Below are 22,488 nucleotides of genomic sequence, written 5' to 3'. Positions count from 1 at the left end.
GTTTGTTAACTTGCCCTTAGCCTTTATCTGCCATACCGACTAAACGTGCCAATTCTGCCGTTCTATTTGCATAACCCCATTCGTTGTCATACCAAACGTACAATTTCAGTTGCGTTTTGTTTATCACCATAGTCGATAACGCATCAATGATGCCTGAACGTGGATCTGTTTTGTAATCGATGGAAACAAGAGGGCGTTCCTCATAACCTAAGATGCCTTGCAATTGCCCTTTCGAAGCTTGTTGTAATAGGGCATTTACTTCTTCAATATTGGTTTCACGTTCTAATTCAAAAACGCAATCGGTGATAGAAGCGTTAGTTAATGGCACACGTATCGCGTGGCCATTTAACTTACCCAAAAGTTCAGGAAAAATATGGGTAATTGCGGTCGCTGAACCTGTTGTGGTAGGGATCAAACTAGAACCACACGCTCGAGCACGGCGTAAGTCTTTGTGTGGTGCGTCAATGATAGTTTGCGTATTGGTAATATCATGAATGGTTGTCATAGACCCATGTTTTATACCTAGTGTTTCATGAATTACTTTTACGACTGGCGCTAAGCAGTTCGTGGTGCATGACGCGGCGGTCACGATAGGGTGTAAGTCCTTGTTGAACAGATGATCGTTTACCCCCATAACAACATTTAGAACACCATCTTCTTTTACTGGAGCGGTAACCACTACACGTTTTACCCCTTGCTCCAAATAGTCGTTTAATAGCGCTTTTGTCTTCATTTTGCCAGAGGCTTCTATTACCACATCGCATTTTGACCAGTCAGTTTCTTTAATCGCTTTATTGTGCGTACAAGTAATTGATTTACCGTTGATAATAAGTTCGTTATTGTTATGACTTACGTCGTAATGCCATTTGCCATGTACCGAATCGAACGTCATTAAATGCGCTAATGTTGCGGGATCACCTGCAGGATCATTAATATGTACTATTTCAATGTCGTCCCAGTCATAAGCGGCGCGCATTGATAATCGACCCATTCGACCAAAGCCATTAATACCTATTTTGATTGTCATAAATTTACCTATGTATTATTTAATATTTACAAATAAGAGTTAAAATAATTGAGCTGTTTTGAATTTTTTAGTGCGTTAGGACGCCTTTGTTGAATTTGTTTTATTATTTTTTCAGCGGGCCAACCAATAGATAAAAGAATGAGGCCAATTACCAAACCTGTTCTACCGGAGCCGCCTTTGCAGTGGACCGCAATAGTGCCTTTGTTCTTTAGTTGTTCTAAGATCTTGTCCTTCTGCACGTGCCATTGGTTTTCAAATGCCTGCGCAGGTGCGGCATCATCAACAATAGGGAGCTGAACCCATTCAATGTCGTGTTTAAGACATTCCGTAGGTAAAGACTGGCCATTGTTTTTTGCCATTTCATCGTCAAACATTAATGTTATCAGCATGCTTGTTCCTGCATGTTTTAGGGTTGAAATAGCGTCACTTAAACTAGCGTCTTTTGTTCCAGGGCAAGGTGTAAAAATAAGTTGCGCACCATTTTCTAGAGGCAATATATCGTAAGGGTGTTTTTGTATGGCTGGTTTATTATCCATGATTTTCTCCAAACCAGTTTTGAGTATGGTTTATTATATAAACTAACGAGAGCATGACAGGTACTTCAACGAGCACGCCCACTACGGTGGCTAAAGCAGCACCGGAATGCAGGCCAAATAGCGAAATAGCGACGGCAACAGCAAGTTCAAAGAAGTTAGAAGTACCTATCAGGCAGGCGGGCGCAGCGATGTTATGTGGGAGTTTCATCCATTTCGCAGCCAAATAAGCGATGAGGAAAATACCGTAAGTTTGGATCATTAACGGAATTGCAACTAAAGCGATGGTTTCAGGTTCAGAAATTATTGTATTTGCTTGAAAGCCAAATAATAAAACGACGGTTGCCAACAACCCAATAACCGACCAAGGCTTTAAAGAAGACAAAAATTGATTTACGGTATGTTCTCCTTGGCCTTTATTGAGCATTTTGCGAGTTAAAACACCGGCTATTAATGGCAATAATACATAAAGTGCAACAGAAATAAGCAATGTTTCCCAAGGGACTTGAATGTCGCTTACACCGAGTAAAAACGCAGAGATAGGCGCAAATGCAAATATCATGATCACGTCATTAACTGAGACTTGTACCAATGTATAATTTGGATCTCCTTTCGTTAGTTGCGACCACACAAAGACCATCGCAGTGCATGGTGCGACGCCCAGTAAAATCATGCCTGCTATGTATTCTTGAGCTGATGTTGGGTCAACCAGATCGGCAAATAAGATATTAAAAAATAACCATCCTAAACCGGCCATAGTGAAAGGTTTAATCAACCAATTGATAACTATAGTTAGCAGCAGTCCTTTTGGGTTTTTACCTACATTTTTTATAGCTGAAAAGTCTATTTGAACCATCATAGGATAAATTATCACCCAGATGAAAACAGCGACAACAATATTTACATGCGCTACTTCAAAGCCCGCTATTGTTTGAAAAACCTCTGGTTGCCAAAGGCCTAAAATCACCCCCAAGCTTATGCTCAGAGCTACCCATACGGACAAATAACGCTCAAAAATACCCATGTAAAATCCTCTTTAAATTAGAAGAAAAATTGTTTTGTGATCTTTATTTACAGAAATTGGATTTGTCGGGCCTATTTTTCATATTAGCCAAACGTTTGACTTCGTTAGCGATAAGAGGAACGTTGTTCTCAGTTGTTTGTGCAATAACTGATTTAGCCCACAGCGGCAGTTCAGGATTTATTCGGTAAAACACCCACTGTCCGTGTTTCCTATCCGTTATTACATTCGCTTTTTTCAAAACGGCAAGGTTGCGTGACACTTTTGGTTGGCTATCTTCATCCATCGCTTCCATTAATTCACATACGCAAAGTTCGCCATAATAATGGGTCAACATTAATGTTTTGAGTCGAATATCATCCGTAAGGGTCTTATAAAAAGTGATAGGCTCTAGGTCAATTAGCTGATTAACTCCGTCATTTGCGCGATTGTGAGTGGTTTCATTTTGAAATCGCGCATTTTTGCCTTCGACTAAAAGAAACATCGATAATCGATTATTTAGTTCAGTTAATGTTGTAGAAAATGGATTACTGCAGGAGCGTTCCTTTGGATCAGGGAAATCCCATGCTAATTGCTTGAGAGCATTTGGGTAGCTACGACATTCATTATTTGCCTTATCACAGAGCGTGATGACGTAATCAAAAATTTGACCTTCGAACGTATTTATATTTTTTGAAACTAAACCAGTGGTGTCAATCCCAAATTGACCTAATGCCTCAATCACACGCACGTCTACTGTATCAGGCTGTGTTCCCGCACTATACACTTCAAAATAATCCGCGGCTTTATGTCTTAGAAGCGCTTCTGCCATTTGTGACCTAGCCGAGTTTCCAGTACAGATAAAAAGGACTTTTTGTTTATTTAGATTTTTCATAAAATTAGTAACAGACTTAATATATATAAAATAGTATATATATAAACAATCATATGTAAAGTGTTTATATTAAAAATGTCGCGGTTAAATGAGGTTTATATTGGTAAGTTTTTGTTTATATTAATGAGTTTAAGAGGTTTAACTCGACGCTTGAGACCAAAAATAACAAAATGAGCTGGATCTAACGTGTGTTGAATAAACTCTTTGCAGTCAATTTGTAACGTTTACGTCTGAGGCGCAGCGTAAAGACAGGGGCTTAAAATTTAATTTCTATCTCAATATCAGTAGTGGGTTTGGAACAACAAGTTAGGATTTCGCCTTTGCGAACAAAAGCCAGTGGTTCGTTAATGTACTCAACTGTACCACTTTTTAGTTTACATCGACATGCGCCACAAAACCCTTCACGGCAATGGTAAAGCACGTCCAATTTTTGATTTAGGAGTGAGGTGAGTAGGGTTTTGTCGCCAGATTGAAATTCAAACTCTGTTTCAACTTCTTGTTGGCTCAAAACCCGTATTTTAGACATGAATCGTTAAAGTAGGGAACTGACTAAAATTACAGTTCAAAACCGTCAAATTCAGACGCATCAACTTCTGAGTCAATTTGACCAACAAGATAAGAACTGATCTCAGCTTCTTGTGGTGCAACTTGAACGTTGTCAGATTCTAAATATTTGTTCATCCATGGTAGCGGATTACTTTTAACGTCATACATCGCTGGAATACCAATCGCAGATAAGCGGTGATTAGCGATATATTCAACATATTGACACAATATTTCTTCATTTAAGCCAATCATAGAGCCATCTTTAAATAGGTATTTAGCCCATTCTTTTTCTTGCTCAACTGCATTGGCAAAAATTTCTTTTGCTTCTTGGAAACACTCCATGCTGATCTCTTGCATTTCTGGATCATCCTGACCATCAGCCCACAAATTAATAATGTGTTGCGTTGAGGTTAAATGCAGGTTTTCATCACGGGCAATAAGACGAATGATCTTAGAGTTACCTTCCATTAATTCGCGCTCAGCAAAAGCAAACGTACAAGCAAAGCTGACGTAAAAGCGAATCGCTTCTAATGCATTAATAGAGTTTACGGCAAGATACAATTTTTTCTTTAAAACACGAAGGTTAACTACGTAGCGTTCACCGTCGATGACATGTTCACCTTCACCGAGAGTTTGAAATATCTGAGTATAGAAAATTAGATCATCGTAATATTTAGAAATGTCTGCTGCGCGCTTCAGGATCTCTTCGTTCTTGACTATGTCGTCAAAAACTTCGCTCGGGTCACTAAATAAATTTCTAACGATATGAGTGTACGAGCGGGAGTGAATGGTTTCACTGAACGACCAAGTTTCGATCCATGTTTCCAATTCAGGAAGTGATGTGATTGGCAACAGAGCGATGTTCGGGCTACGGCCTTGAATAGAATCTAATAACGTTTGATATTTTAAATTTGAAATGAATATGTGCTTTTCACTATCCGTCATGCTTTGGAAGTCAGCTCGGTCGCGACTTACATCGATCTCTTCTGGTCGCCAGAAAAAGGACAGTTGCTTTTCAATTAGTTTCTCGAAAATAGCGTGACGTTGTTGGTCGTAACGAGCAACGTTAACGGCTTCGCCAAAAAACATAGGTTCTTTAAGCGGGTTAACTTCATTTTGATTAAACGTGGTATATCGCATTTTATTAAACTCTGTAATCTAATTTGGAATTGCCCAAACATAGGTTTGGGCATAATAATATGACTAAATTTTACAAGCGCCGCCTTCACAGTCTTCATCGTCTTCGATAACAACTGTGGTTGGTGCGGTGACCTTTTTACCAGACTTACTGTCGGTAGAGGTGCCTGCTTGATCCCGCGTATTATGGTAATACAAAGTCTTTAAGCCATATTTATAAGCTGTTAATAAATCTTTTAACAACTGCTGCATTGGTACTTTGTGATCATTAAAGTCTGTAGGATCGTAATTTGTATTGGCAGAAATTGTCTGGTCGACAAATTTTTGCATGATCCCACATAATTGCAGATAACCTTCGTTACTTGAAATATTCCACAACAATTCGTATTGATCTTTTAATCGCCCAATTTCAGGAACAACCTGCTTTAACACGCCGTCTTTACTCGCTTTAACTGATATCAAACCACGAGGAGGTTCAATGCCGTTCGTCGCATTAGAAATTTGTGACGATGTTTCTGACGGCATAAGTGCCGACAATGTTGAATTACGTAAGCCGTGCTCAACAATATCTTTTCTTAGGGTTTCCCAATCTAAATGCAAAGGCTCCTGACAGAATCCGTCAACCGCCTTTTTATAGGTATCGATTGGTAAAATACCTTGAGAATATGTCGTTTCGTTAAACTTCGGACAGGCACCTTGTTCTTTAGCCAACGTATTAGAGGCTTTTAACAAATAAAACTGAATTGCTTCAAAAGTTCTGTGGATCAGGTTGTTTCCAGACCCGTCCGAGTATTTTGCGCCATTTTTTGCAAGATAATATGCAAAGTTAATAACACCAACACCCAACGTACGACGACCCATAGTGGCATTAAAAGCGGCTGGAACTGGGTAGTCTTGATAATCTAATAAACTGTCTAATGCACGAACAGCTAATTCAGCCAACTCATCCAATTCGTCTAATGATTCAATTGCGCCTAAGTTAAATGCCGACAATGTACAGAGGGCAATTTCACCTTCTTCGTCATTTACATGCTGAAGTGGTTTTGTCGGAAGGGCAATTTCAAGACACAAGTTACTTTGACGAACCGGCGCGTATTTAGGATTAAACGGACTATGAGTATTACAATGGTCAACGTTTTGTAAATAGATACGACCTGTACTAGCACGTTCGTTTAAGAACAAGCTAAACAACTCAATGGCTTTAATGCGTTTTTTGCGAATGGAATCGTCTTGTTCGTATTGAACATATAAACGTTCGAATTCATCTTGGTCTTGGAAGAACGAGTCGTACAAACCAGGAACATCTGACGGGCTAAATAAAGTAATAAAACCGTCTTGTATTAATCGTTGATACATCAAGCGGTTAAATTGCACGCCGTAATCTAAATGTCTTACTCGGTTTTCTTCAACACCACGGTTATTTTTAAGTACAAGGAGTGTTTCAACTTCTAAATGCCATAGCGGGTAGAATAGGGTAGCAGCACCACCTCGCACACCACCTTGTGAACAACTTTTTACGGCTGTTTGAAAGTGTTTATAAAATGGAATACAACCTGTATGGAATGCTTCACCATTTCTAATCGGGCTACCTAAAGCGCGAATACGACCGGCATTGATACCGATACCTGCACGTTGCGAAACATATTTAACAATGGCAGATGTTGTTGCATTAATTGAATCTAGGTTATCACCCGTTTCGATTAACACACACGAACTAAACTGGCGGGTTGGCGTACGAACACCAGACATTATTGGTGTTGGTAACGAAATTTTAAATTGCGACGTCGCATCATAAAAACGTTTTACGTAGTCTAAGCGAGTCGCGCTGTCGTATTTAGCAAATAAACACGCGGCGACTAAAATATATAAAAACTGGGCACTTTCGTAAATTTGGCCTGTTACGCGGTTTTGTACTAAGTACTTACCTTCTAACTGTTTAACGGCTGCGTAACTAAAATCTAGGTCACGGTCATGGACAAGAAACTTATCCATAGCGTCAAATTCGGCTTCTGTATAATCAGCTAATAAATGTTCGTCATAACGGCCATTAGCAACTAAATGTTTAACATGATCAAACAAACGTGGTGGTTCAAATTGGCCATACGCTTTTTTACGTAAATGGAAGACCGCTAAACGTGCAGACATATATTGATAGTCTGGAGTGTCTTCTGCAATAAGATCCGCTGACGCTTTTATGATGGTTTCATGGATATCTTCTGTTTTTATGCCATCGTAAAATTGGATGTGAGAACGAATTTCTACTTCAGATACCGAAACGTTGTCTAAACCTTTTGCTGCCCAGGTAATCACTCTATGGATTTTATCTAGGTCTAAAGGTTCTTTTACACCGTCACGTTTGGTTACAGAAAGGGTGCTGTTCATTGGGCCAGTTTGTCCTTTGTTTTTATATATTATTATTTTGTGTATCGCATTTAGATGCAATTTTAAATCAGACTGGATAATAATTAGCTAATTTGGCTAAAAACACATCATATAGTGTCTGTTTAAATTCGATAGCACAAGATAGAGTGTAGAGGAGATGATTGCAAGTTTAAAATATTCATCTATATGACTACAAAATAACCAACCATGGGTCCTTGTAAGTGTCTCCTTACAGTATGAGCAACAGGTGTAAACATAACTAAAAATATCCATAATTGAACGTAATTTTTAACTATTTTTTTATATGAATTTTATCTGAAAAATCCATTTAAATTACCAAATTATTACTTCACTTTTTGTAAATTTTATGATGCCAGCGTCACCGTTGGGTTTGTCACCGTTTAAACCAATTTTTTAAAATGCAGCACATAATTAACATCAAGTTTTGGCGTTAAACTGGCTGAGCTATAGATTGGGTTGTAATTAATGCCAATGCTATGTTTTACATTAAGATCAAAATTAGAGGCGCAACGGATGATTTGAGACGGTTTCATAAACTTGTCGTAATCATGCGTTCCATTTGGCACTATCTTTAATAGCTTTTCTGCTGCAACTATCGCTAGAGCGTAAGATTTGTATGTTTTATTTAACGTTGAAAAGAAAACAGAACCACCAGGTTTACAGGCCATCGCCGCGGCTTCAATAATAGCTGCCGGATCTGGTACGTGTTCCAACATTTCCATACACGTGACAACGTCAAACTGTTGCTTATTATCAGCGCAATATTGTTCTGCTTGCACTTGCTCGTATCGGACATTAGTTACCTTAGTTTCTAAGGCGTGTAGTTGAGCCACTTGTAATGAATCGCTCGCCATATCGATCCCCACGACGTCGCCGGCCAGTTTTGCCATACTTTCAGTCAAGATGCCGCCGCCGCAACCAATATCAAGGATAGACTTATTCGCTAAACCGCTTGTTTGTTCCTGTATATAGGCAAGCCGCGCAGGGTTAATAATGTGCAGAGGTTTGAAATCACCTTCTAGGTCCCACCATGTACTTGCGATTGAGTTAAACTTTTCAATTTCATGTTGATCAACATTTGTGGTGTTTTCTAACGACATGTAAGTTCCTTTAAGATAATTAACGCAGAGTAGGGTACTCGATATTGTGGTGAAAAAGAATTCTAGATTTCAACAATCGATTAAATAAACAGCAAATAACGCGTCAAAATGGCCTCAAGGCGATTTTAACGACAACAACACTAGCCCCCCACTATTTATAACGTAATTTTCACTAGCACGAATACACGAATGTGTTACAATCCCGCGTTAATTAAAAACAATAAAAACTTCTATTTAAATAGTTGCAGGGAAATTTTCGTTTATGACTGAACTCGCCAAAAACATTAGCCCCATTAATATCGAAGAAGAGCTAAAGACAAGTTACCTTGATTACGCGATGAGTGTAATCGTAGGACGTGCTTTACCCGATGTTCGTGATGGTTTAAAACCGGTTCACCGCCGTGTTTTATTTGCGATGAATGAACTTAAAAATGACTGGAATAAACCATATAAGAAGTCTGCCCGTGTCGTGGGCGACGTAATTGGTAAATATCACCCACATGGTGACTCAGCTGTTTACGATACCATTGTTCGTATGGCGCAACCATTTTCTTTACGTTATACATTAGTAGACGGCCAAGGTAACTTTGGTTCTGTTGACGGCGACTCCGCAGCCGCAATGCGTTACACCGAAGTGAGAATGGACAAGCTTGCCCATGAACTCCTCGCTGACTTAGAAAAAGAAACAGTCGATTTTGTTCCTAACTACGATGGGACTGAATTTATTCCTGCTGTTTTACCGACAAAAGTACCAAATCTCCTCATTAATGGTTCTTCTGGTATCGCTGTAGGTATGGCAACCAATATACCGCCACATTCTCTACGTGAAGTTGTTAGTGCGGTTTTAGCCTTATCTTTTAATCCTGATATGGAACTTCCTGAGTTGATGGAACATATTCCGGGTCCTGATTTTCCAACGGGCGCGATTATCAATGGCCGTAAAGGGATTGAAGAAGCGTACCGTACTGGTCGTGGTAAGGTTTATATCCGAGCAAATACAGAAATTGAAACGGATGAAAAAACGGGTAAAGATACGATTATCGTTACCGAAATCCCTTATCAAGTTAACAAAGCTAAGCTGATTGAAAAAATTGCAGAGCTGGTAAAAGATAAAAAGGTTGAAGGAATAACGGCACTGCGCGATGAGTCTGATAAAGACGGGATGCGTATTGTTATCGAATTGAAACGTGGTGAACCAACTGAGGTGATTTTAAATCACTTGTTTGCATTGACTCAAATGCAAACCGTATTTGGTATCAATATGGTTGCACTGGATCACGGACAGCCAAAAATATTCAAACTTAAAGAAATGCTTGAAGCATTTTTATCTCACCGCCGCGAAGTTGTTACGCGTCGTACGGTATTTGATTTACGTAAAGCACGTGACCGTGCCCATATATTAGAAGCTCTTGCAATAGCATTGGCAAATATTGACGAAATCATCGAGACAATTAAAACCTCTCCAACGCCAGCTGAAGCAAAAATAAAGCTTACTGCTAAAGGGTGGCCGCTAGGTGGTGTTGCTGCCATGTTAGAACGTGCAGGCGATGACGCTGCTCGCCCTGAATGGCTAGAAGATGAATACGGTATTCGCGATGGTTTATACCATATGACTGAGCAACAAGCTCAAGCGATATTGGAATTACGTTTACATAAATTAACCGGTCTAGAACACGAAAAGATCTTAGATGAATATCGTGAAATTTTAGACCTAATTGCTGAATTGTTAGAGATCTTAGGTTCACCTGAGCGTTTGATGGAAGTTATTCGTGAAGAGATAGAATTAATTCGCGATACTTATGGTGATGAACGTAAAACGGAAATCCGTGAGGCGTCACACGATATCAACCTTGAAGATTTAATCAATGAAGAAGACGTTGTTGTAACGCTTTCTCATGAAGGTTATTGCAAATATCAGCCACTTACTGACTATCAGGCTCAACGCCGTGGTGGTCGTGGTAAGTCTGCGACTAAGATGAAAGATGAAGATTTCATTGAAAAACTATTAGTTGCCAATACCCATGACACAATCTTATGTTTCTCTGACCGTGGTCGTTTATATTGGTTGAAGGTATACCAATTACCATTAGCGTCACGTCAATCACGTGGGCGTCCAATTATTAACTTGTTACCTCTAGAAAGTGACGAAAAGATAACAACAATATTGCCGGTCAAAGAATTCGAACAAGATAAGTTTGTATTTATGGCAACGGCAAACGGTACCGTTAAGAAAACAGCATTGACCGAATATTCTCGTCCTCGTTCTAGCGGTATTATCGCTGTGAACTTGAATGATGGTGACAAACTCATTGGTGCGTCAATAACAAATGGCCAAAACGAAATCATGTTGTTCTCACAAAACGGTAAAGTTGTTCGTTTTGATGAAGGGCAAGTTCGTGCAATGGGACGTACTGCGACAGGTGTTCGTGGAATTAAATTGACTGAAGACGCGAAAGTGGTATCACTAATCGTGCCTAACGAAGAAGACAATATCCTAACGATCACTGAAAACGGTTTTGGTAAACGTACGCCGCAAATTGACTACCCAGCTAAGAGTCGAGCAACACAGGGTGTTGTTTCGATTAAAGTGAGTGAACGTAATGGTTTAGTGGTTGGCGCTTGTCAAGTTGCTGAAACTGACGAAATCATGATCATCTCAAATAAAGGTACGTTAGTAAGAACACGGGTTCACGAAGTATCTGTTGTTGGACGTAACACTCAAGGTGTTCGTTTGATAAGAACAATTGAAGGTGAATTGGTTGTCGGTCTGGCTAAAGTCGAAGAGATTGAAGAAGATGAAACGCTTGAAGGCGAGTTTATCGACGGCGAAGTTGTCGAGGGTCAGGATGTTATTGAAGGCGAAAGCGCTGAAGTAACAAATGACATACAAGCTGAATCAAGTGAAGATGACGAAGCGCCTGAACAGGGCGAATAAGTCGCAGTCTTTAACTGTAAATATAGAATAAAAAAAGGTCCTAATGGACCTTTTTTTATGCCTGTATCCCTGTTAATTAGAATACATTACCATTTCATCTCGCCCATATGCACTTTAGCGCCAATCGCTAAAGCAAGGTTTAATTCGGCATCTGGATATCTTGTGGTCATTATGTCTATTAATGCCTGTGCGTTTATACTCTTGCGCTTAGCATCAATAAAGTCAGTTAAGTAAGTTGCGGTATAGTCAATTAGTTGAACATTAAGTTGAGTTCCTTTTTTCATATGACCTGGAACGACAACCTTTGGTGACAATTCCTTCATTTCTTGCAGTTGATGTTGCCACGCTGCTAACGATTCAGATGATTGTGTATCTGCGGTCCAAACATGTAAATCACCAAACACTGCGATATTACCTACTATTGCTTTAATTGATGGGATCCAAACAAAAGGGCGGTTAGCCAAAACGCCTTCTGTTCCCTTAACTTCGATTTTGTAACCGTCTACGGTAAAGCTATTTGGACTATATACGTCAGGTAGTAGTACATTTTTAGGGGCATTCACGCCCATTTTTGGACCCCAGTAGGCCAATTTGCCTCCCATTTTTATACTAATTGCCTTGCGTACTGCGGGTGTCGTGATCACATTTACGTCAGGGAATATTTGTCGCAAGGTTTCAATACCAAAGTAAAAATCAGGATCAGCTTGGCTAATAAAAATCGTTGTTAATTTTTTTCCTGAATCTAAAACGTTTGCTGCAATACGAAGTGCATCAGCTCTTGTGAAACCTGTGTCTATCAATACGGCCTCTGTTTCACCATAAACTAATGTTGAATTTACATGAAAGCTGTTTTTATCCGAGTTATATACTTTTAAACTCAGCGCACTTTTATTATCGGCGGTACTTGAAAAGCTCATTAATGTTACTGTCAATGTTGCTAATAAATAGAAACCTTTGAGTATATTTATTTTCATTTTATTTCCTATTTTTTGGGTTTTGTTTAACTGTATTTTGAAAGTTGGGCAATAATAGAGAATTGATTTGCAATGATATATGTACAATAATGTTCAACATTGTTTCTTAAATCGAACATATGTGGGTTGGTCTGTTAGAAATCGGGGTTTAGTATGGATCGGGTTAAAGCGGCACAAGTATTTATTGATATAGCCCGCACAGGTAGCTTTACCGCGACCTCGGAGCGTTTGGAGATGTCACGCCCAATGGTAACGCGTTACATCGAAGTGATGGAAAGTTGGCTCGAAGTTCGTTTATTACATAGGACGACTAGAAAAGTGACACTGACAACGCAAGGAGAAAAATGCCTAAATGATATTGAGCAGTGGCTGACTACAGCAGACCAATTTATCAGTGAGATAAAGTCAACTGAGCAACTTTCCGGTCGGATCCGACTCGCGTGTAGTATGTCGTTTAGTCATGCGCAGCTCATGGTTGCAATACAACAATTTATGACACGTCACCCGAAAGTCTCTATCGACATAGACCTGCAAGATACTGCAATTGATTTAGTCGATAGCAGAATTGATTTAGCAATTCGAATTGCGTCAAATCCAGATCCGTCGTTGATTGGAAAACCATTGGCGGTGTGTCATTCCGTTTTAGTGGCAAGTCAAGCTTACCTGGATTCTATGCCTGCAATCACGGCACCGGATGATTTAAGTCAACATCGTTGCCTTAGCTATACCAATTTTGAAAAACACATTTGGCACCTTTGGAATGAAAACGAACATAAAGCCATTAGCGTTAATTGTCAGTTAACGGCTAATGAAGCAACCACGTTATTAAAAGCAGCTCAATGTGGCGCCGGAATTAGCATGCAACCAACTTATATGGCAAATGCCGCTATTGAAAATGGCAGTTTGGTTCGTGTACTGCCTAATTGGAATACGAATGATATGAATATTTACGCTTTGTATTCTTCTCGAAAGTTTTTGTCACCGACAGTGCGTGCACTAATCGATTTTCTAGCTGAATATTTTAAGCAACATCCTTGGGATTAGTGTCGGCCATTTTCTTATGATTATGCTAGGTCCTCGTCAGGTGGATCGCCACTATCCTCATTTTTTTTAGGTTGTTCCTGTTTTGCTTTTTTAACATGTTTTAAATATGGGAGGTGGAATAGGAAAAATTGTTATAAGTGGAAATAACGCTAAAAATAGAAACGCGCCTCTAGGCATTTTCTTACCCCAAAGAACCATTTTATACATCACCATAGCTCCCATAAAAAATAGTAAACCAGTAATGAAATATTGAATAAGTTCATTGGTAATTCCAATTGCCTTAAATATTTCCATAAATGTTTCCATATGGTTGTATGACTTAAATGGGCAGTAAAATACTAAAATTCAATAGGATATTTATCATAGAGGATGTTGGTAAGCCTTGTACGACTGGCTATTTAGATTATTTAACAAACAAATTTTGTTGTTGTCATAAATTAATTAATTAATTGCAAAATAATCAATTGAGACGCAATTCAAATAACGTTAGAGTAATTGTTCGATAAAATTAGCTTTACTGTAACTAACGAGAAAATGAATGACAGTTTATAACTTCTGTGCGGGCCCTGCAAAATTGCCCGAGGCCGTGATGAATAAAGCTCAGAGTGAGTTTGTTAATTGGAATAACACAGGTTGTTCTGTAATGGAACTCAGCCACAGAAGTAAAGAGTTCATTGCTGTTTATGACTCGGCAATAGCCTCGATAAAGCAATTATTAGGGCTCAGCGATGAATATACTGTGTTATTTATGCACGGTGGCGGTCGCGGTCAGTTTTCTGCGGTTCCGCTTAATTTGCTAAATAGTGGCCAGGCCAATTATGTCACAACTGGGTCATGGTCCCAGGCCGCCGTTGAAGAAGCCAAAAAGTTTGGTGCCGTTACAGAACAAAATACGGTGGAAATTGTTGGTGGTAAAAAACAAGTTATTTCGATGTCTGATTGGCAGGTTTCGCAGGACAGCGCTTATGTTCATTACTGCCCGAATGAAACAGTCGATGGCATTGAAATATTTGAACAGCCTTCATTTGATGTGCCTGTCGTTGCCGATATGTCGAGCACCATTTTTTCCCGTGAAATCGATAGCAGTAAATTTGACTTAATTTATGCTGGCGCCCAGAAAAACATAGGTCCGTCAGGGCTAAGCTTAGTTGTTGTTAAAAAAGAGTTGTTAGCACGTTCGCAGGAAACCGTGCCTTCTGTATTTAACTATAAATTAACCCATGAAAAAGACAGTATGTTTAATACGCCACCAACTTATGCGATTTATCTAGCTAAGTTAGTATTTGATTGGTTATTAGAAAGTGGCGGTGTTGCGGCACAGGAAGTATTAAATAAGAAAAAAGCTGACTTGTTATATCAAACGATCGACAACTCCAGTTTTTATAGTAATAACATTGCAAGTGCCAATCGCTCTCGTATGAATGTTCCGTTTTTCTTGGCGAACAGCGAATTAGACAGTACATTTTTGGCGCAAGCTGAAAATCAAGGACTGGTTGCACTGAAAGGACATCGAATTGTTGGCGGTATGCGAGCAAGTATCTACAACGCCATGCCTATTGAAGGTGTTAAAGCGTTAACTGAGTTTATGCAGGAGTTCGAACGTACACATGGCTAATCAAGAATCATTAACGCTACCTCACATTTCTGGTTTTAAAGGGGACGTAACGGTTCCGGGATCTAAAAGTCTGTCAAATCGTGCGTTATTATTAGCGGCGTTATGTGACGGTGATACAACCATCACCAATTTGCTCGACAGTGATGACATTAGACACATGTTAAATGCGCTTGAGTTATTAGGCGTTAAAACCACCTTGTCAGCAGATAAAACGACGTGTGTTGTGCATGGTTGTAATGGTCAATTTAAACAGCCTCAACAAGCATTGTTTTTAGGTAATGCAGGAACGGCAATGCGTCCTCTTGCGGCGGTATTAGCATTTGCAAATATCACAACGGAATTAACCGGCGAAGAACGCATGTCAGAACGTCCAATTGGGCACCTGGTAGACGCAATACGCCCACTTGGCGCAACAATAACCTACTTGGGTAACGAAAATTATCCACCGCTTAAAATTGAGCCTGCAGTGATCACTGACGACACCGTTGTTGAAATTGACGGCAGTGTTTCAAGTCAATTTTTATCGGCGTTGTTAATGGCAGCCCCATTAATTCACAAAACCATAACGGTTAAAGTGATTGGTGATTTGGTTTCAAAACCTTATATAGATTTAACTATCGATATTATTCGTCAATTTGGGGTTGAGGTAGAAAACAATAATTACCAAAGCTTTGTGGTAAATGCTGATGCTCAATATCAATCTCCTGGCGACTTTATGGTTGAAGGCGATGCAAGTTCAGCATCTTATTTCTTAGCTGCTGGCGCAATTAGCGGCGGTCCGGTAAATGTGTATGGTGTCGGTAAAAATAGTGTTCAAGGCGACATCCAATTTGCGGACGTTCTTGCAAAAATGGGTGCAGATATTACCTATTTTGATGACCATATTTCTGTGTCATCCAACGGTAAACTAACCGCAGTTGATATGGATATGAATCATATTCCAGATGCCGCAATGACGATTGCTACTACTGCATTATTTGCAGAGGGTACAACAGCCATTCGTAATATTTACAATTGGCGAGTTAAAGAAACCGACCGTTTATTTGCGATGGCAACTGAACTTAAAAAAGCGGGTGCGATTGTTGAAGAAGGGCATGACTATATTATCGTTACACCAGCGCCAATTAAACACGCAGCAATAGACACTTATAACGATCATCGAATTGCCATGTGTTTCTCGTTGTTATGTTTTGATCAAGCATCAGTAACGATTAATGATCCAAAAGTAACGAGTAAAACCTTCCCGGACTATTTCGATAGATTTAATGCATTAGTCTGCTAATTTTAGCAAAAAAACCTACCTTATAGCCGAGTGATTTAACTCTAATTCACTCGGTTACATTTTTTATATGAAAAATAACTTTCTAATTTAATTTTAATTTGTAGCCAATCGCGTATAATGCCGCCCGAAATTCACTTCGTGGAGTAACTATGGCGCATTCTATTCCGGTCATCACTATTGATGGTCCAAGTGGAGCAGGCAAAGGCACGGTATGTCGTCTGTTAGCGGAAAAATTAGGATGGGAAATCCTTGATAGCGGTGCTATCTATCGCGTATTGGCCTTAGCGTCAATGCATCACAACATACTACCGAGTGACGAAGAAAGTTTGATCCCACTCGCGGCTCATCTTGATGTGCAGTTTTTATCTAGCGAAGCTGGAACTAAAATTGTGCTTGAAGGTGAAGAAGTAACACATTCGATCCGAAATGAAGAAGTCGGTGGAGTTGCCTCTAAAATTGCAGCTTTACCTCGTGTGCGCGAAGCATTATTGCGTCGTCAACGCGCCTTTAGACAAAAACCGGGTTTAATCGCAGACGGTCGAGACATGGGGACAGTTGTATTCCCAGACGCTGCAATTAAGGTTTTTCTTACTGCAAGTGCGGAAGAACGTGCAAATCGACGCTATATAGAGTTGAAAGGAAAGGGCCACGATGTTAAAATCGGCGACCTTTTAACCGAGATACAAGCTCGAGACGACCGAGATATGAACCGAAGTGTAGCACCAATGGTGCCTGCAGAGGATTCTATCGAAATTGATTCGACTACGTTATCGGCAGAAGAAGTCTATCAATTGCTTATTAAAGTGGTTGAAGAAAAATTTATTCGTAGTTAGGCAACCTTTTTATTTTAAAAGGGTTTATTAACAAACTTAAAAGCCTTGTTAGCATGGATGTAACAAGTTAAAAATCAACCCATAGTCGCTGGAACGCCTCTTTGGCAATAATGAAGATAAATCATGACAGAAAATTTTGCTCAGTTATTTGAAGAAAGCCTTCAGGCTATCGAAACACGCCCTGGTTCAATCGTTAAAGGTACTATTATCTCTATCGATCGTGACCTTGTAATCGTAGACGCTGGCTTAAAATCAGAATCTGCTATTCCTGCGGCTCAATTTAAAAACCACGCTGGTGAATTAGAAGTAGCAGTTGGTGATGAAGTTGACGTAGCACTAGATTCAATCGAAGACGGATTTGGTGAAACAATTCTATCTCGTGAAAAAGCGAAACGTTACGAGTCTTGGGTACGCCTTGAGAAAGCTTGTGAAGAACAAGAAATCGTTAAAGGTGTTATCTCTGGTAAAGTTAAAGGCGGTTTCACTGTTGAAGTTGAAGGCATCCGAGCATTCTTACCAGGTTCTTTAGTAGACGTACGTCCTATCCGTGACACGTCTCACTTAGAAGGCAAAGAGTTAGATTTTAAAGTAATCAAACTTGACCAAAAACGTAACAACGTTGTTGTCTCACGTCGCGCAGTTATCGAAACTGAAAACTCTGCAGAACGTGAAGAGCTTCTTGCTAACCTTGAAGAAGGTTCAGAAGTTAAAGGTATCGTTAAGAACCTTACCGATTACGGAGCGTTCGTTGACCTTGGTGGCCTAGACGGACTACTTCACATCACAGATATGGCTTGGAAACGTGTTAAGCACCCAAGTGAAATCGTTGCAGTTGGTGATGAAATAGACGTTAAAGTTCTTAAATTCGACAAAGAGAAAAACCGTGTTTCTCTAGGTCTTAAGCAACTTGGTTCAGATCCTTGGGGCGACATTGCTGGTCGTTACCCTGAAAGTTCACGTCTTAAAGGCCGTGTTACTAACCTTACTGACTACGGTTGTTTCGTTGAAATCGAAGACGGTATTGAAGGTCTTGTACACGTTTCTGAAATGGATTGGACTAACAAGAACATCCATCCTTCTAAAGTTGTTAATCTTGGCGACGAAGTTGAAGTTATGGTTCTTGAAATCGACGAAGAACGTCGTCGTATTTCTCTTGGTCTTAAACAATGTAAAGACAACCCATGGGAAGTATTTGCTAAGACTCATAACAAAGGCGACCGTGTTGCTGGTAACATCAAGTCAATCACTGACTTTGGTATCTTCATCGGTCTTGACGGCGGTATTGATGGTCTTGTACACCTTTCTGACATTTCTTGGAATGTTTCTGGTGAAGACGCAGTACGTGACTTCAAGAAAGGCGACGAAATCGAAGCTGTTGTATTACAAGTTGACCCAGAGCGCGAGCGTATCTCTCTAGGCGTTAAACAAATGGATTCTGATCCGTTTAGCGAATACTTAGAAGCTCACAAAAAAGGTACTATGGTTAAAGGTCTTGTAAAAGACGTTGACGCTAAAGGTGCTACTGTTGACCTAGGTAACGAAGTTGAAGGTTACATCCGTGTATCTGAACTTTCTCGTGAACGTGTAGAAGATGCTACAACAGTATTAACTGCTGGTTCTGAGTTAGAAGCTAAGTTCGTTGGTGTTGACCGTAAGAATCGCGTGATAAGCCTATCTATCAAGGCTATCGACGAAGCAGAAGAGAAAGCTGCGTTAGATAACTTACAAAATCAAGCGCCTGAATTTGAAAATGCGATGGCTGCTGCATTTAAAAATGCACAAAAAGACTAAGCATTTGATTTTAAATGAGCTATAAATATAGGGGAGCATAACGCTCCCTTATTTTTTGTCTCGATATTAGGTGAGAAAATGACAAAGTCTGAATTAATAGAAACATTATCTGAACAACATCCACATGTACCTGTAAAGGAAGTGGAAACTGCAGTTAAGAGCATTATAGATAACATGGCCGAATGTCTATCAACTGGTGATCGTATTGAAATACGTGGGTTTGGTAGCTTTTCTTTGCATTATCGTGCGCCGCGTACAGGACGTAATCCTAAGACGGGTGACTCGGTTGAGTTGGAGGCAAAATATGTCCCACACTTTAAACCTGGCAAAGAATTACGCGAAAGAGTCGATTTTAAGTAGTTCCGTATTGACTCGATGAAAGACTTACAATAGCCTTGTACCCCTAAATTGCAGGGGTTAAGTTTTTGAAATTACTTAGTTACGCTATATTTTTCATTCTAGTCATATTCGCGTTGGCATTAGGCAGTGAAAACCATCAATTGGTCGATTTGAATCTACTTGTTGTGAAGGTACAACTGCCTCTAGCTGTTTTATTATTCCTAACATTTATGCTGGGCGTATTTGTTATGCTTGTGATATCTGCTATTAAAAAGTTGATTACACGAAAGAATGCTTGAATTACTATTTTTGCTATTACCTGCTGCAGTCATTTATGGCTGGGTTATGGGTAAACACAGCGCAAAAAAAGAATTGTTAGAACAGCAATTAACCATTAATAATGCGATCAATTCGAGTGTGTCGTTATTACTTAATGAAGATCAAGAACAGGCCTTTGACAGGCTTATCCAATATTTTGACGACACGCCTTCAAATATCGACAATTATTTAACGTTAGCAAAGCTGTTTCGCAAAAAAGGCGAAATCGACAAAGCTATCGCGATCCATGAAGGTTTAGTTAAAACCGATCAGATCACAATTCCTCAATATGAGTTAGAAGAAATTCAACTTGAATTAGCGCAGGATTTTCTGTCAGCGGGCATGTTAGAACGAGCTCAAAACACTCTTACGCCTTTATTAACATCGCAACACGCTTCAGAGGCATTACTTGGACTACTCCATATATTTGAGCAAACTCGTGAATGGCAAGCGGGCGTAGAGTCCTATCTAGCGGCCGATGCTCAATTATTGTCTGAAAACTGTCGTCAACTCGTAAGTCATTTTTATTGTGAAATTGGCGATGCACACGATAACTACAAATCTAAAAAACAAGCGTATAAACGGGCATTAAAGGTAAACCGAAAATCAGTTAGAAGTTTATTGGCCTTATCTAAATTGTACCTAATCGTAAATAACAAACAAAAATCGAGAGAATTAGTTGTTACGATTCTTGACCAAGAACCGAGTTTTGCACCGGCGTTATTTAATATTGCGCCTGAATGTTTTGTCGATGAGTTCGAACAAACAGCTTGGTTATTTTGGCTAATAAAAGAAAAAAACATTAAAAGTGTTACAGCTCATAGTCAGATGACTGACTATATTGTAAAAGAGAGGGGCATTGAGGCGGGGCGCAGTTATATCATTGAGCATTTGCAGGACCAGCCAAGTGTTCGCGGTTTTGCAAAGTTGATTGAACTTGAAAAAGAATTTTTTATGTCCGATCCTCATTTTAAACAACTGCAATCCCTAATTACACGTTACATTGAATTAAAGCCACTTTATGAATGTAATAGCTGTGGGTTTACCACAAATCATTTCAGCTGGCGTTGTCCAGCATGCAATAATTGGCAAACAATAAAACCATTGGCCGGATTAGACGGCATATAAAAGTTAGAGAGACATTTCCGTGAATAACAAAAACATCGTAGTAGCATTGGATTTTGACAATAAAAAAGAAACGACTGATCTGGTCGACAGACTTGACCCAAGTTTATGTCGTTTGAAAATTGGCAAAGAAATGTTTACTCACTTTGGACCAACCTTTGTCACCGAAATTCAGAACAAAGGTTTTGACGTTTTTCTCGATCTAAAATTCCATGATATACCAAACACAGTTGCAAAAGCCGTAAAAGCAGCGGCAGACCTTGGCGTGTGGATGGTAAATGTACATGCTAGTGGCGGTGGTAAAATGATGGATGCAGCCAAAACCATACTGCAACCGTTTGGTAATGACGCGCCTTTACTAATTGCAGTTACGGTATTAACAAGTATGTCTGACGATGATTTAATAGAGTTAGGTATAACGCGCACACCTCGTGAACAAGTTAACTTTTTAGCCGGTCTAGCACACAAATATGAACTAGACGGAGTAGTATGTTCAGCCCAAGAAGCGCAGATGTTAAAACAAAACTATGGCGCAAACTTTAAATTGGTAACACCAGGTATTCGAACTGCGGATGCGTCAGTTGATGATCAAAAAAGGATCATGACACCGCAAAAAGCGGTTGCTGCAGGATCTGACTACTTAGTTATTGGTCGAGCGATTACGCAATCTTCAAACCCAATTGAAACTATGAAAGCAATTTATCAATCTATAAACTAATTCCTCTAATTTGTATTTGCCTAACGACAACTCGTTGGTTAGTAACAGTGTCCTACATTGCTAATTAATCAACGGGTTACCTCATCTTAGTCACGCCATGACGAGACTAATACTGCGAATTGGCCATCTAATAAACCCACTCAAAATTGCCTAGCAACGTTATTATTTCAAACGAAACCTGTGTTTTATGTTAAATCTAATTAATTAGATTCTTTTCTTGAACTCAAAATAGGTATATTCAGATATTTAAACTATTGTTTAATAACAGACACCTTGATAAAACATTGGGCATAAAAAGATTTTGAATGATGTATTGCAAAGGAAGATAGCAATGAATTGGCAAAATGTAATAGCGTTTTGGTTTGACGAGTTAACACCAGCCCAGCACTTTTCTAAAAGTGATGAGTTAGACCGAGTCATTACAACGCGTTTTGATGATACTTTATCGGCAGCAAAACTGGGCGAACTTTATATGTGGCGTACTGAACCTTTGGGTCGTTTAGCCGAAATAATCGTATTAGACCAATTTGCACGTAATATATATAGGGATGATAAAAGGGCGTTTGAATCAGATCCTTTAGCATTAGTTTTAGCTCAAGAAGCAATTGCACACCGCTTGGATGTAGCTATGAGTATCCCTCAAAAGTCGTTTTTATATATGCCGTTTATGCACAGCGAATCACCAAGCATTCATAAGGTAGCGGTGACCTTATTTGACCAACCTGGACTTGAAAACACACTTAATTTTGAACATAAACACAAAGAAATAATAGATCGCTTCGGGCGTTATCCACACAGAAATTCGATTTTGGGACGTAGAAGTACCGATCAAGAGATTGCATTTTTAAATGGACCTAATTCGTCATTTTAAAC

21 protein-coding genes are annotated in these 22,488 nt (G+C 39.5%); 11 read left to right on the top strand and 10 right to left on the bottom strand.

Going from position 1 to position 22,488, the window contains the following annotated elements:
- Nucleotides 1-16 precede the first annotated feature (16 nt).
- From KO525_RS06575 to ubiG, 8 genes are all read right to left on the bottom strand, one after another.
- A complete protein-coding gene (locus KO525_RS06575; protein ID WP_215962989.1) occupies nucleotides 17-1,027 on the bottom strand; it encodes an ArsJ-associated glyceraldehyde-3-phosphate dehydrogenase in 1,011 nt (336 codons plus the stop codon).
- Nucleotides 1,028-1,053: 26 nt separating this feature from the next.
- A complete protein-coding gene (locus KO525_RS06570) occupies nucleotides 1,054-1,563 on the bottom strand; it encodes a tyrosine-protein phosphatase (RefSeq protein WP_252736704.1) in 510 nt (169 codons plus the stop codon).
- Nucleotides 1,556-2,584 carry an ACR3 family arsenite efflux transporter gene (gene arsB / locus KO525_RS06565; RefSeq protein ID WP_215962988.1) on the bottom strand — a complete coding sequence of 343 codons (1,029 nt, stop codon included), beginning with the start codon at nucleotides 2,582-2,584 and terminating at the stop codon, nucleotides 1,556-1,558. Before arsB ends, KO525_RS06570 begins: the two co-directional genes overlap by 8 nt.
- 43 nt (nucleotides 2,585-2,627) lie before the next feature.
- Nucleotides 2,628-3,392, bottom strand: coding sequence for a metalloregulator ArsR/SmtB family transcription factor (locus tag KO525_RS06560; protein WP_371744380.1), 765 nt, complete (start codon nucleotides 3,390-3,392; stop codon nucleotides 2,628-2,630).
- Between the two features lie 319 nt (nucleotides 3,393-3,711).
- The gene (yfaE, locus tag KO525_RS06555) at nucleotides 3,712-3,981 is read right to left on the bottom strand and encodes a class I ribonucleotide reductase maintenance protein YfaE (RefSeq protein ID WP_215962986.1); all 270 of its coding nucleotides are present in this window, start codon (nucleotides 3,979-3,981) and stop codon (nucleotides 3,712-3,714) included.
- 29 nt (nucleotides 3,982-4,010) lie between these two features.
- Nucleotides 4,011-5,141 carry a class Ia ribonucleoside-diphosphate reductase subunit beta gene (gene nrdB / locus KO525_RS06550; RefSeq protein WP_215962985.1) on the bottom strand — a complete coding sequence of 377 codons (1,131 nt, stop codon included), beginning with the start codon at nucleotides 5,139-5,141 and terminating at the stop codon, nucleotides 4,011-4,013.
- A gap of 63 nt (nucleotides 5,142-5,204) precedes the next feature.
- Nucleotides 5,205-7,520 (bottom strand): class 1a ribonucleoside-diphosphate reductase subunit alpha, encoded by a 2,316-nt coding sequence (gene nrdA / locus KO525_RS06545; RefSeq protein WP_215962984.1) that lies wholly within the window; start codon nucleotides 7,518-7,520, stop codon nucleotides 5,205-5,207.
- A 401-nt stretch (nucleotides 7,521-7,921) separates the two neighbouring features.
- Nucleotides 7,922-8,641, bottom strand: a complete 720-nt coding sequence (gene ubiG, locus KO525_RS06540) for a bifunctional 2-polyprenyl-6-hydroxyphenol methylase/3-demethylubiquinol 3-O-methyltransferase UbiG (protein ID WP_215962983.1) — start codon at nucleotides 8,639-8,641, stop codon at nucleotides 7,922-7,924.
- Nucleotides 8,642-8,903: 262 nt separating this feature from the next.
- On the opposite strand from ubiG, the gene gyrA reads away from it, so the two are divergent.
- Nucleotides 8,904-11,576: a DNA gyrase subunit A gene (gene gyrA, locus KO525_RS06535; protein ID WP_215962982.1), complete on the top strand. Its 2,673-nt coding sequence runs from the start codon at nucleotides 8,904-8,906 to the stop codon at nucleotides 11,574-11,576.
- An 86-nt stretch (nucleotides 11,577-11,662) separates the two neighbouring features.
- On the opposite strand, the gene KO525_RS06530 is transcribed toward gyrA, so the two are convergent.
- Nucleotides 11,663-12,550: an MBL fold metallo-hydrolase gene (locus tag KO525_RS06530; RefSeq protein ID WP_215962981.1), complete on the bottom strand. Its 888-nt coding sequence runs from the start codon at nucleotides 12,548-12,550 to the stop codon at nucleotides 11,663-11,665.
- 153 nt (nucleotides 12,551-12,703) lie between these two features.
- Here KO525_RS06530 and KO525_RS06525 point away from each other — a divergent pair, with 153 nt between their 5' ends.
- Complete coding sequence (locus KO525_RS06525; protein ID WP_215962980.1) at nucleotides 12,704-13,594, top strand: LysR family transcriptional regulator; 891 nt, start codon at nucleotides 12,704-12,706, stop codon at nucleotides 13,592-13,594.
- A 90-nt stretch (nucleotides 13,595-13,684) separates the two neighbouring features.
- Here KO525_RS06525 and KO525_RS06520 read toward each other — a convergent pair whose 3' ends face one another.
- Nucleotides 13,685-13,888, bottom strand: a complete 204-nt coding sequence (locus KO525_RS06520) for a hypothetical protein (RefSeq protein ID WP_215963059.1) — start codon at nucleotides 13,886-13,888, stop codon at nucleotides 13,685-13,687.
- 244 nt (nucleotides 13,889-14,132) lie between these two features.
- Between KO525_RS06520 and serC the strand changes: the two genes are divergently transcribed.
- The 9 genes from serC to KO525_RS06475 all read left to right on the top strand — a co-directional run bounded on the left by serC (nucleotide 14,133) and on the right by KO525_RS06475 (nucleotide 22,486).
- Nucleotides 14,133-15,209, top strand: a complete 1,077-nt coding sequence (gene serC / locus KO525_RS06515; RefSeq protein ID WP_215962979.1) for a 3-phosphoserine/phosphohydroxythreonine transaminase — start codon at nucleotides 14,133-14,135, stop codon at nucleotides 15,207-15,209.
- Nucleotides 15,202-16,491 (top strand): 3-phosphoshikimate 1-carboxyvinyltransferase, encoded by a 1,290-nt coding sequence (gene aroA / locus KO525_RS06510; protein WP_215962978.1) that lies wholly within the window; start codon nucleotides 15,202-15,204, stop codon nucleotides 16,489-16,491. Before serC ends, aroA begins: the two co-directional genes overlap by 8 nt.
- A gap of 149 nt (nucleotides 16,492-16,640) precedes the next feature.
- Complete coding sequence (cmk, locus tag KO525_RS06505; protein WP_215962977.1) at nucleotides 16,641-17,324, top strand: (d)CMP kinase; 684 nt, start codon at nucleotides 16,641-16,643, stop codon at nucleotides 17,322-17,324.
- Nucleotides 17,325-17,447: 123 nt separating this feature from the next.
- The gene (gene rpsA / locus KO525_RS06500; protein WP_215962976.1) at nucleotides 17,448-19,115 is read left to right on the top strand and encodes a 30S ribosomal protein S1; all 1,668 of its coding nucleotides are present in this window, start codon (nucleotides 17,448-17,450) and stop codon (nucleotides 19,113-19,115) included.
- Nucleotides 19,116-19,142: 27 nt separating this feature from the next.
- Nucleotides 19,143-19,475: an integration host factor subunit beta gene (locus KO525_RS06495; RefSeq protein WP_303521133.1), complete on the top strand. Its 333-nt coding sequence runs from the start codon at nucleotides 19,143-19,145 to the stop codon at nucleotides 19,473-19,475.
- Between the two features lie 65 nt (nucleotides 19,476-19,540).
- Entirely contained in the window at nucleotides 19,541-19,753 is a 213-nt protein-coding gene (locus tag KO525_RS19960) for a LapA family protein (RefSeq protein ID WP_215962974.1), read from the top strand.
- Nucleotides 19,746-20,900, top strand: coding sequence for a hypothetical protein (locus KO525_RS06485; RefSeq protein WP_215962973.1), 1,155 nt, complete (start codon nucleotides 19,746-19,748; stop codon nucleotides 20,898-20,900). Before KO525_RS19960 ends, KO525_RS06485 begins: the two co-directional genes overlap by 8 nt.
- A gap of 19 nt (nucleotides 20,901-20,919) precedes the next feature.
- A complete protein-coding gene (pyrF, locus tag KO525_RS06480) occupies nucleotides 20,920-21,615 on the top strand; it encodes an orotidine-5'-phosphate decarboxylase (RefSeq protein ID WP_215962972.1) in 696 nt (231 codons plus the stop codon).
- A 331-nt stretch (nucleotides 21,616-21,946) separates the two neighbouring features.
- Nucleotides 21,947-22,486: a DUF924 family protein gene (locus KO525_RS06475; RefSeq protein WP_215962971.1), complete on the top strand. Its 540-nt coding sequence runs from the start codon at nucleotides 21,947-21,949 to the stop codon at nucleotides 22,484-22,486.
- Nucleotides 22,487-22,488: the final 2 nt, after the last annotated feature.

The organism is Psychrosphaera sp. B3R10 (genome assembly GCF_018861025.1).
GTDB lineage: Bacteria > Pseudomonadota > Gammaproteobacteria > Enterobacterales > Alteromonadaceae > Psychrosphaera > Psychrosphaera algicola.
The sequence above is the reverse complement of the archived record's forward strand: the minus strand, read 5'-3'. Positions and strand labels throughout refer to the sequence as shown.